Below are 11,364 nucleotides of genomic sequence, written 5' to 3'. Positions count from 1 at the left end.
ACGAGCCGAGCCCATGCACCGGGTAAGGAAATCAGCTACCGAACGCCAGCGGCGGACCGCGGGTGCGCAATGATTCCGCGGCGAATATGCGCAGAATCACACGATCGCGATGCGTCAGGCGCAGCGGCACCGGCCCGGGAATCGCGGGCGGGTGATACCGCATCGGCAGCACCCGCGACAGCACCGCACAACCGATCCGATACGCGGCCTCCGCACCTCGGATCACCACAGCCGCGAGCACGGCCGCGACGAGGTGCGCGGCGACCATACCGGGCGTGAGCTGGGCATCGCCGTGATGCATATGCCCCGAACCCCAGCCCATGGTGACGTGCCCGAGCAGTTGACCCGCGACGAGCACCGAGATCAGCCCGATCGAGGTATCGCGCAGCGGTGCGAGCCCGGCGACCAGTGCGCCGACCACCGCGGAAGCGGCAACGAGGAGCGCGAGCGTGGTACTGCTCGGCGGCATCCCATCGGCGGCCCACCCGTGTGCCGCAACGGATATGGCACCGGAGATCGAACCGGCACATGCGCCGCGCACCCGCGCGGCGGCGCTGCGATGCCCCGCAGCGGCCGGGCCGAACTCGATACTCACGCGCTGATGATAACCGACGAATTACCCGCCGATTCCCACCCGAGTGGCGGCCGGAATGTATCGAGTTTCCAGCTGGAAGAAAAGCAAAAGCCGCACACCTGGCGAATTCGCAGGTGTGCGGCTCGGCCTCGAATCAGTCCGCGTCGATTTCCATCTCGATCAACGGCTTGCGCAGCAACTTACCGGTCGCATTGCGCGGCAGCTCATCGAGGAAGACCACTTCGCGCGGCACCTTGTATCGCGCCAGGTTCGCCTTGACATAGTCCTTGATCTCCCGCGCGTCGCGCTTGGACTCCGGACCCGGAACGACGAAGGCGCGCAACCGCTTTCCGAATTCGCGATCGTCCACGCCGACCACCGCGGCCTCGAAGATATCGTCGCGGCCCGCGATCAGATTCTCCACCTCGAGCGGGAAGACGTTCTCACCGCCGGAGACGATCATGTCGTCGTCGCGGCCGTCGATGTAGAGCAGGCCGTCGGCATCGAAATGCCCGACGTCACCGCTGGACATCATGCCGTCCACGATCTCCTTGGTGCGGCCGTCGGTGTAGCCGGTGAAGGCGAAACCGTTGTCCACGAAGATGGTCCCGGTGACATTCGGCTCGGTGATCGGCTTGCGGTTCTCGTCCAGCAGCACGATCCGGATGCCGACCGGCGCCTTACCCGCGGTGGTCGGGGCCTTGCGCAGATCCTCCGGGGTCGCGACGGTCATTACCGCGCATTCGGTGGAGCCGTACAGGTTGTAGAGGCTGTCGCCGAAGTAGTCGAGGGTGCGGGTGACTACGTCGGGTGCGATGGCCGAACCAGCCGCGAAGATCACCTTGATGGTGCGCGGGTCGTACTTGGCCAGCACCTCGTCGCCGAGATCGAGGATGCGCTGCAGCATGGTCGGCACCACGACCAGCGAATCCGCTTGGTACTGCTGGATATTCGCGAGCGCCTTCTCCGGATCGAACCGGCGCTGCTAGAAGATCACCCGGTTGCCGAGGGCAAGGCCCAGGGTGAACTGGGAAAGTCCGGTGCCGTGGAAGATCGGCGCTGCCATGATCATGGTCCCGTTATTGGGCAGCGGCACCCGGTCGACGAACTGGGCCGAGGCGAACGGGCTGACCCGGTCGCGCGGCGCGCCCTTCGGCGTGCCGGTGGTGCCGCTGGTCAGGATGACCATGCCGCCGGGCTTGGCGGGCGCGGGCAGCGGCGCGGTGGAGCGGGCCTTGATCAGCGATTCGATGGTCGAGACCGACGGATCGACATTGTCCTTTTCGTCCACCCAGGTGAGCACCCGGGGGATCTCGGCCGGGATCGCGCTCATCAGGTCGAGGAATTCGCTGTCGTGCAGTACGGCCTTGACGTTCTCGCGCGCGGCCACATCGGCGAACTGCGGTTTCGCGAAGCCGGTATTCATCAGCACCGTGCGCACGCCGAGTTTGCCGGTCGCGAGCAGGCTCAGCACCATGCCCCGATGGTCGCGCGCCAGCAGCGCGACGACGTCACCAGGCTTGATTCCCTGCGCTTCGAGCCCGCGCGCCAGGGCGCTGGACTGCTCGTTGAGCTCGCCGAAGCTCACCTCGCCGCGCTCGTCGACGATGGCCGCCGCATCCGGTCTGGTCTGCGCCGCGTGCATGACGACACCGGCGAACGGGCCGAATTTGAGCACATTGAACGCGGACCGTGCCGCGTGATCGGGTCGGAGCGGATTGAACAAGCGCCGCTTGACCATGACATTCACGCCCTGGGCGAAATCGCCCGCCTTCCGGACGGAGTCATTGAGCGCAGGCAGGGATAGGGACATTCGTCAACGCCTTCCGCGGTCCACCCACCGGGACCGGGGGTGGTATGGACCGCAACTTCGAGATCCAGTGCTGCCGCTAACAATAGCAAGCATCTGTGACTCGCTGTGTCACGTATCTCAGTTGTCCTTACGGCCCAGGCCTAGGCGTTGACTTCGTACTCCACGAGCACCCGTCGCAGCAGTTTGCCGGTGGGGTTGCGAGGCAGATCGTCGAGGAAGATCACCTCGCGCGGCACCTTGTAGCGGGCCAGATTCTCCTTGACGTAGGCCTTGATCTCCTCGCCGTCGGGGGAGTGGCCGGCCTCGGGGACCACGAAGGCGCGCAGGCGCTTGCCGAATTCCACGTCGTCGACGCCGACGACGGCCGCGTCGAATACATCCGGCCGCTCCAGCAGCAGGTTTTCGACTTCCTGCGGGAAGACGTTCTCGCCACCGGAGACGATCATGTCGTCATCGCGGCCGTCCACCATCAGCAGGCCGTGCTCGTCGAAGTGGCCGACATCGCCGCTGGACATATAGCCGTCGATGATCTGCTTATGCCTGCCGTCGGTGTAGCCCTCGAACGGCGCGCCGCTGCGGATGAAGATGCGCGCGGTGGTGTTGATCGCGTTGACCTGCTTGTCGTTGTCGTCGTAGAGCCGGACCTCGCAGGTGATCGGCGCGCGGCCGGCGGTGCCCGGTGCGATGGCCAGATCGTCTGGGTTCGCGACGGTGGCGACGGCGCATTCGGTCGAGCCGTACAGGTTGTAGAGGACCGGACCGAAGATCTGCGTGGCCTTGACGCACAACTCCGGCGAGAGCGCCGAACCCGCGAGCAGAATGCATTTCAGCGAGGTGGTGTCGTACTTGGCGCGGATCTCCGGAGCCAGTTCGGTCATCCGGTGCAGCATGGTCGGCACCGCGACCAGCATTTCGGCCTTGTGATCGGCCACCATCTTCAGTGTGGCCTCGGCGTCGAAACGGCGGCGCACCACCACTTTATTGCTCATCGCGGAGGCCACCAGGTAGGTGCCGAGGCCGGTGCTGTGGAAGATCGGTGACACGATGACCTGAGTTCCCCTGACCGGGAACGGAATTCGGTCCACCATCTGCGCGGTGGCCAGCGGGGTCACCTTGCTGCGCGGTGCGCCCTTCGGCAGGCCGGTGGTGCCGCTGGTGAGGATGACGAACCCGCCCGGCTTGGACGGTGCGGGCAGGTCCGCGGTCGAGTTGGCGGCGACGAGATCGTCGAGAGTCTGTGCGCCCTCGGGCAATTCGGTGCCCTCGTCCACCCAGGTGAGATAGCGCGGCAGATTCGGCGGCAGCGCGTCGAGCAGGCCGAGGAACTCGCTGTCGTGTAGGACGGCCTTGACCTTCTCGCGCTCACACACCTCGGCGAACTGCGGTTTGGCGAAGCCGGTATTCATCAGCGCGACCCGCACGCCGAGCTTGCCCGCCGCGGCCATGGCCAGGATGAGACCGCGATGGTCGCGGGCCAGCACACCGACCACGGACCCCTCGGTCAGATTCGCCTGTCGCAGCCCGCGCGCGATCGCGGTCGACTGCTCGTCCAGTTGCCGGTAGGTCAGTTCGCCGCGCTCGTCGACCAGCCCCGGGGCATTGGGCACGACGCGGGCCGAATGCCGGATCAAGGTCGCCTGCGGCCCGTAGACCCGCGATTCCTTCACCGTCCGCAAGGTTTCCAGTGGCATCTTGGGATCGCTGACCCCACGCGCCCGCAGCACCCCGAATGCCTTCACAACCTCCAGCGCATGCGCCAACTTCATCGTCGACCACCTCTACCAGCAACTCGCGTCGGCACTCGCCCAAGCGATCTGAATCACCGTTCTGTCTCACCAACCGTATCAGCGCTATGACCCACATCACATCAGAAGTCGGGTGGGCCGGACAGAAACCGAGGCGGCGAAACGTGACAGGCTACCGCCACCAGTTCCATCTGGTCGCGATCATCTGCGCGCGGTAGCCAGCGCGACGAGTAGCGGGACGACCCGATTCGGTGGGACTTCGAAGTGGCCGTGGCCCACGGTGTGCAGCCAGCCGGTCGCTGCCAGTTGACGGAGGTGGTGGTAGATCTCGCCGGAGGTGCCCACCACGCCGAGTTCTGTGAGTTCGGCGGCGGTTCTGCTGCCCCGAAGGATCTCCCGAAGGAGGCGCAGGCGGACCGGACTGCCGAGGGCGGCGAGGCATTCGGCGGCATCGTCCCAGTCGTAGCCGACGATGTCATCGGTGCTGAACTGGACCTGCCAGTCGAACTGTTCCGTGCTGGGCAGTGCGCCCGAACCGGCGAACATCACCCCGCCATTGCGTTGGTCCGCATTCGCGAACTCCTCATGAAGCCGCCGCAGTGCCCATCCTCCCTGCGGGGTGGATCCACTCGCTTGCCCGCTGCCATCCTTGATGAGGTCCTTGGCCGCGAGTCGGCGTTCGAGCTTCGCTAGTCGGTCCTCCACGCTCACGGGGGCAAACATACGGAGTTACGTAATTGCTGGCAATGGTTAGCTGATGCGACGCAGGAGCCCGGCACGGGAATCCGTGCCGGGCTCGCGTGCCGGAAGGTCAGTTGTAGATCGATCCGAAGGACGGGACCGAGATGGTTGCGAGTTTGTATTGGAAACCGTCCGGGTTGGCGTCGCTGACCGGGACGGGCCAGCGGTGCAACAGGGTGCCGTAGACCGCGCCGACGATGACGCCGCCACCGGTGTCGACCGGGCGGGTGCGGATGGTGGTGTCGACCGCGGAATCGTTGTGCTCGGAGAGCACCTCGGTGCCGCTGCGGCCGTTGGACAGATTGATCCACAGGACCTCGAGCCTGGCCCCGGCCTGATTCGGTGCGATTGTGCCCGGCCCGCCGAAGAATCCGAATCGCAACCCGTCGTAGCCGAGCGCGACGCCCGACCCGTAGACGCCCGGCCCGTCACCGCGTCCGATATCGGATTGCGCCGGGATCTGGAACGGCTGTGCGGGCACTGCCACCTGGGTGGCGACCTGCCCGGATGCCAGCAGCCGGTCCACGGCCTGTTCGGCGGCGGCATTCCCGTTGGCGACCTTGCGCAATTGCTGCGTGGCCGCATTCCAGTCGATCGTCGTCGGTTCGGCCGCGGCATGACCCGCGAATACGGCGACGAATGCGGTGGATGCCGCGATTGCGGCGGTGAAGCGACGTATCAAACCCAGCCTGTGCATAACCAGTCTCCTGTGGGGGTTCTTGGTACTGCTCGATGGAATTCGTCCGCTGAATCTCAGCTCGCCAAGATACCGTGTGCCACTTCACCGATGACGGCGGGTGCCTAGAACCCGCTCTGAATAGAAAACCGGTGCGAGTCGCTCGCACCGGTTTCCTTTGTAGCACTTGCTAGTTCGGCATCACTTCAGCTCGGCGCTGGTCTTGCCGAGGATGCGGCGCGCGACGATGAGTTGCTGGATCTGTTGGGTGCCTTCGAAGATGTCGAGGATCTTCGAGTCACGGCCCCACTTTTCGAGCAGTGTGCGCTGGGAGTAGCCGATGGTGCCCGCGAGTTCGACGGCCTTGAGGGTGATGTCGGTGCCGGTGCGGCCCGCCTTGGCCTTGGACATCGAGGCTTCCAAGGAGTTCGGCTTCTTGTTGTCCGCCATCCACGCCGCGCGCAGCGACAGCAGGTACGCGGCCTCGTAATCGGCCTCCATCCGCAGGAATTCGGCGGCGGCCGCGGGCTGGTTATTGGCCGGGATGTCGTAGGACGGCTCGATGCCCGCATCCTTCAGAATCGCGCGCAACTCCTCCAGCGCCGCTCGCGCGACACCGACCGCCATCGCGGCCACGAGGGGACGGGTGTTGTCGAAGGTCTGCATGACCCCGGCAAAACCCTTCTCCACGTTGACTTCCGGGCTGCCGAGAATGTTGTCCTTCGGAATCCGGCAGTCCTGCAACAGCAGTACGGCGGTATCGGAGGCCTTGATGCCGAGCTTGTGCTCGAGCCGGGCCACCGAAAGACCGGGAGCGTCGCGCGGCACGACGAACGACTTGATCGCCGCGCGGCCGAGGCTGCGGTCCACCGAGGCCCACACCACGATGTGGGTGGAGCGCTGCCCCGCGGTCACGAAGATCTTCTCGCCGTTGAGCACCCACTCGTCGCCGTCGAGTACGGCGGTGGTGGTGACGGCGGCCGAATCGGAACCGAAGGACGGTTCGGTGATGGCCATCGAGGCCCACACCTTGCCGAAGCGCTTCAGCTGTTCATCGGTGGCAACGGCCGCGATGGCCGCATTGCCCAGACCCTGGTAGGGAATCGACAGCATCAGGCCGACGTCGCCCCAGGAAGTCTCCAGCGCGTTGAGCAGCGCGGACATATTGCCGCCGTTGGTATTTCCGAGCAGCTCGGTGGCGTGCTCGTCCCCGTCGGAACGGCCACCGGCCGCACCGCCGATCTTCTGGGTGCCGGAGTCGGCGAGGCCCTCGACCATGGCCGCCATGGTGTCCAGCTCGACCGGGTAGTCGTGTTCACCGAGGTCGTACTTGCGCGAGATCGGCCGGAAGATTTCCTGGGCGACCTGATGGGCCTGGTTGGCGCTGGCCCGCAGCTTCTTGGGGAGTTCGAGATTGATCATGGTGATGTCTCCTGGAAGTAAGGAACCAGCCGGTCAGACGAGCACGACACCTTCGGCGACGCCGATGGCTCGCAGATCGCGGTACCAGCGCTCGACCGGGTGTTCCTTGGTGAAGCCGTGGCCGCCGAGCAACTGCACGCCGTCCAGACCGATCTGCATGCCCTTGTCGGTGGCGAGCTTGCGGGCCAGTGCCGCCTCGCGGGCGTAGGAGAGCCCCTGCTCCGCACGCGACGCACCCCGCAGGGTCACGAGCCGGAGGCCGTCCAGTTCGATTGCCATATTCGCGACCATGAACGCGACCGCCTGGCGGTGCGAGATCGGCTCGCCGAATGCCTCGCGCTCGTTCACATACGGAATCACGTAGTCGAGCACGGCCTGTCCGGTGCCGATGGCCAGCGAAGCCCAGCCGAGGCGGGCCAGGCGCACCGCGTCGGCGTACTCCTCGGCGCGGGTCTTGGCATCGCCGTCGCCGAGGATGGCGTCGGTCCCGACCGCGACGTCGTTGAGCAGCAGGCGACCGAGACCGGCGGCACGCAGACCCATGCTCGGATCGGCCTCCACGACCAGACCCTGGCTGTCCGACGGCACGATGAAAAGGGCGGGGCGGCCGTCGAGTTCGGCGGCCACGATGAATAGCTCGGCATCACCGGCGGCCGGGACCAGGCTCTTCACGCCGTTGAGGCGGTAGCCGCTGGGGGCGCGGGTGGCCTTGGTCTGCAGGGCGAACGGGTCGAACAGCGCGCGCGGCTCGTTGATCACGACCGAGGCCTGCGGCACATTCTCGCCGGTGAAGGCGGGCAGGTAGGTCTGCTGCTGTGCGTCGGTACCCCACTGGGACAGGGCGACGGCGACACCGCTCGGTGCGAGAATCGGCAGGGCCAGACCCATATCACCGTGTGCGAGTGCCTCGGCGACCAGCGAGTTGGTGACCGCGCCGCGCTCGGCGGCCGCGCCTTCCAGCTCCTCGGGCACATTGATCAGGGTGATGCCGAGTTCGGCGGCGCGCTCGAGCAGGTCGCGCGGAGCCTTGGCGGCGTTATCGGCTTCGTAGGCGGCCGGGCGCAGGATCTCGGCGGCGAATTCCTTCACCGTCTCGACGATCATCTGCTGCTCGTCGCTCGGGGTCAGGTCGAAGAAGTCCTTTTTCTTGGACTCGTTGTCCGCCAAGCGTTTCGGCGCACCACCACCGGCGACCTTGCCGAATGCGCGAGTGGCGGCGCCGAGGGTGCGGAAACCGGTCTTGGTGCCTTCGTAGGTGACCCGCTCGATCGGCTTGCGCAGGTTGTACTTCTCGGCGAGCTCCGACCCGGTAATCGTCGTCATCACCCGCATTGCCGCGCCCATCCAGTCCCGCTTGGGGTGGTTCAGGCCGACCGCGGACGTGTCTGGACTTCGCTTCGTTGCGCTGTCTCGAGTGCTCATCATCACCTGTTTCTCGGATGGGTGGGGTGAGGTCTGGTCCCAGCTATCTTACTCCTGAGTAAGGCTATCTTACTCCAGAGTAAGAAGTGCGTCGAGGTGCAGCATACGCCGCCGAACTGTGTCAGGCTGGACAAGTGCCCAAAGTCGCGGGACGACCACTGTTCGTCGTTGCTGTGCTGTTCGCCGCACTACTCACCGCATTCGCCACGCGCTACGGCTATCACCGGGACGAGCTGTACTTTCTGGCCGCGGGCAGGCATCCGGATTGGGCCTACCCGGATCAGCCGCCATTAACCCCGCTACTGGCTCGCACGATGTCCGCGATCGATGCCGATTCGTTACTGCTACTACGGCTTCCGTCGATCTTGGCGGCGACATTCGTTGTCGTCGCCGCAGGGTTGATGGCGCGCGAACTCGGCGGTGGGCGCGGGGCGCAGGTGTTGGCGTCGGTTGCCGTCGCGAGTGCGGCAATGGTGCTGGGGATCGGTCATCTGCTGAGTACCGCGTCGTTCGATATGGCGGCGTGGGTATTGGTTTGTCTGCTGGTGCTGGGGCTGCTGCGAGGTGCGCAGGGCTGGGGTGTCGACCGAAACGGGCGAAGACCCGAGGTGGATGAGAGCTCGGTCGGGCGTGGTCTCGCGGCGTCGGATGAGGGCGTGGATGGTCGCGTGGGGCCAGATGGGCGCGCGGGTGTCGGTGGATTGGGGCCGCGGTGGTGGCTCGGGGTGGGGCTGGTTGTCGGGATCGGGTTGCAGAACAAGGTGCTGCTGATCTTTCCGGTGGCGGCGCTGGTGCTCGCGCTGGCTCTAGTCGGCCCGCGGAAGATATTCGCCACCAAGTACTTTCCGATCGCGGTCGGGTCGGCGGTGCTGATCTGGCTGCCATATCTGTTGTGGCAGTGGCGCAATGGCTGGCCACAGTGGGAGATGAGCCGGGCGATCGCGGGCGGGTCCTCCGGAACGTCGGATTCACCGCTGACGTTCGTGCTGTTGCAGTTCGGGCTGATGGGCCCATTGCTGGTGCCGCTGTGGGCACTCGGGCTCTGGCGACTGTGGCGAGATCCGCGTCGGCGCGCGTTTCCGGTCGCGTATGCGGTGCTCTTCGTGGTTTTCCTGGTCAGCGGCGGGAAGGCGTACTACCTGGGCGGGATGTATCCGATCCTATCGGCCGCCGGTGCGGTACCTGTCGCCGCTCGGCTGGGGAATCGGCGAGCCCGTTGGGCGGCAGTGGGCTCGGTGATCGCGGTGAATGCGATCGTCTCGGCGCTGCTGTTCCTACCGGTTTTACCCGTCGCGGTCCTGAAGGATTCGCCGGTCCTCGCGATCAACTACGACGCGGGCGAAACCATCGGCTGGCCGCAATTCGTGCGCCGAATCGCCGAGGTGCGCGCCACGCTCGGACCCGACGTCGCCATCCTTACCGACAACTATGGCGAGGCGGGTGCGATCGAACGCTTCGGCGGCGAATACGGACTACCGACTCCACACAGCGGCCACAACTCCTACTGGTGGTGGGGCCCGCCCAGCGACACAGCCTCCGCGGTGATCGTCGTCGGCCTCGATCGTGACCGCTTGACCGGGTACTTCGCCGAAGTCGAGCCTGCCGGTCATGTCGACAACGGTCTCGGTATCGATAACGACGAACAGGGGCAGCCGCTGTTCATCTGCCGCAAACCGCGAGCACCCCTGTCCGAAATATGGCCTGCGGCGAAACATCTGAGCTGAGCGTCGCGGTTGCAGCCATCCATGCGCCCGACCGCAACGAAGAACGATCGACGCCCATCTACAAAGGTGCCGTCCACAGTGCTCGGCCATGCTTTTCGTCGAGGCTGAATTCCGCTGTACGAGTAAGGAGATGTCATGGTTCTGCGCATTGTCGATCAGCTCGTCTCCGGGGTCCTCAATATGATCGCGACGCTGTTCGTTCCGTGAGTCGAGTCGCCCGGGGCGGGCTCTCCGCCCCGGGCAACATTCCAGCGCGGCTGTTAGGTTGTGCCGCATGGCAAGACGGCCGCAGAGTCGGCGACTGAGGGCAACGCTGCTGACCGCGGCGATTACGGCGGGCATCATGTCCGCGACGACGGCCGGGGCGCAGCCGCCGTCCGGGTCGTGCGCGGATGGGTGGGACGTATCGACGATCGTCGGCGGGGTCGGCAATCTGGAGAATCTCGATACCGATGGGTCGGGCGGTTTCTACGTCACCGGAATCGTCGACGGGTATCTGGCTCATATCGATGCCGCGGGCAAGTTCGAAAAGCTGGTCACCGGTCTGGATCACCCGGCGGGTTTGCGGGTCGTCGGGCGGTCCGTGTACTTCGTCACAGGCGACGGTTTGGCGGAGGCGCCGGGCACCTTGCAGCGCTACGACATCGACAGCGGTGCGGTAACGATTCTGCTCACCGAGCTGAACGGTCCGAACGGGCTGCTCGAATTGCCCGACGGCGACCTCGTATTCGCCACCATCGGCATCAATGGCCCGCCGACCGGCATTTCGCGGTATCGACCCTCGACGGGGGAGTACACGAAGACCTGGTCCAACCTGCCCTGGACCAATGGACTTGCGCTCGCCCCCGACGGGAAGTCGATCTACACCGACAATATGACCCTGCGCGTCTTCCGCGTCCCGCTCGACGCTCCCGATAACGCGACGGTCGTCGCCGGTGCTCCCGATCTGGTTGCGCTCCTCGACGATATGGAAGCGACCCGCGCGGGCCAGCTCTTCGTCGCTGACCACATCCAGGGCGCGGTCTACCAGATCGACCCGGCCACCGGCGCGGGCTGCACGATCATCACCGGCCTGATCAAACCCGGTCCGATGCGCAACCCGCCGGACGGCGCGACCTCCGTGCGGATCGCTCGCGACGGTGACGGGTGGGCACTGTTCGTCACGAGCATGGACGGAACCTTGCGTCGACTACGTCCGCCCGCGGGCATCGACCTGACTCCGGCCGATTCGAGACGATAGAAAGTTC

Annotated in this window: 8 protein-coding genes and 1 pseudogene; 2 read left to right on the top strand and 7 right to left on the bottom strand. The window is 65.8% G+C overall.

The window, feature by feature from the left end:
- Positions 1-31: 31 nt before the first annotated feature.
- The 7 genes and pseudogenes from ACFYOW_RS19875 to ACFYOW_RS19845 form a co-directional block, all read right to left on the bottom strand.
- Positions 32-595, bottom strand: a complete 564-nt coding sequence (locus ACFYOW_RS19875; RefSeq protein ID WP_387289814.1) for a hypothetical protein — start codon at positions 593-595, stop codon at positions 32-34.
- A gap of 133 nt (positions 596-728) precedes the next feature.
- Positions 729-2,387 (bottom strand): annotated as a pseudogene (locus tag ACFYOW_RS19870) (acyl-CoA synthetase).
- 140 nt (positions 2,388-2,527) lie between these two features.
- Positions 2,528-4,153: an acyl-CoA synthetase gene (locus tag ACFYOW_RS19865; RefSeq protein WP_387289812.1), complete on the bottom strand. Its 1,626-nt coding sequence runs from the start codon at positions 4,151-4,153 to the stop codon at positions 2,528-2,530.
- A 180-nt stretch (positions 4,154-4,333) separates the two neighbouring features.
- Positions 4,334-4,843 (bottom strand): ArsR family transcriptional regulator, encoded by a 510-nt coding sequence (locus ACFYOW_RS19860; RefSeq protein WP_387289810.1) that lies wholly within the window; start codon positions 4,841-4,843, stop codon positions 4,334-4,336.
- Positions 4,844-4,943: 100 nt separating this feature from the next.
- On the bottom strand, positions 4,944-5,570 hold the full coding sequence (locus ACFYOW_RS19855) for a hypothetical protein (protein WP_387289808.1): 627 nt from the start codon (positions 5,568-5,570) through the stop codon (positions 4,944-4,946).
- A 180-nt stretch (positions 5,571-5,750) separates the two neighbouring features.
- Entirely contained in the window at positions 5,751-6,971 is a 1,221-nt protein-coding gene (locus tag ACFYOW_RS19850) for an acyl-CoA dehydrogenase family protein (protein ID WP_387289806.1), read from the bottom strand.
- 33 nt (positions 6,972-7,004) lie between these two features.
- Positions 7,005-8,399, bottom strand: a complete 1,395-nt coding sequence (locus tag ACFYOW_RS19845) for an acyl-CoA dehydrogenase family protein (RefSeq protein WP_387289804.1) — start codon at positions 8,397-8,399, stop codon at positions 7,005-7,007.
- A gap of 128 nt (positions 8,400-8,527) precedes the next feature.
- Here ACFYOW_RS19845 and ACFYOW_RS19840 point away from each other — a divergent pair, with 128 nt between their 5' ends.
- Both ACFYOW_RS19840 and ACFYOW_RS19835 read left to right on the top strand, forming a co-directional pair.
- Complete coding sequence (locus ACFYOW_RS19840) at positions 8,528-10,117, top strand: hypothetical protein (protein ID WP_387289802.1); 1,590 nt, start codon at positions 8,528-8,530, stop codon at positions 10,115-10,117.
- Positions 10,118-10,391: 274 nt separating this feature from the next.
- The gene (locus ACFYOW_RS19835) at positions 10,392-11,357 is read left to right on the top strand and encodes an SMP-30/gluconolactonase/LRE family protein (RefSeq protein WP_387289800.1); all 966 of its coding nucleotides are present in this window, start codon (positions 10,392-10,394) and stop codon (positions 11,355-11,357) included.
- The last annotated feature ends 7 nt before the right edge of the window (positions 11,358-11,364 follow it).

This window comes from Nocardia sp. NPDC006982 (genome assembly GCF_042869435.1).
Classification (GTDB): domain Bacteria; phylum Actinomycetota; class Actinomycetes; order Mycobacteriales; family Mycobacteriaceae; genus Nocardia.
The sequence above is the reverse complement of the archived record's forward strand: the minus strand, read 5'-3'. Positions and strand labels throughout refer to the sequence as shown.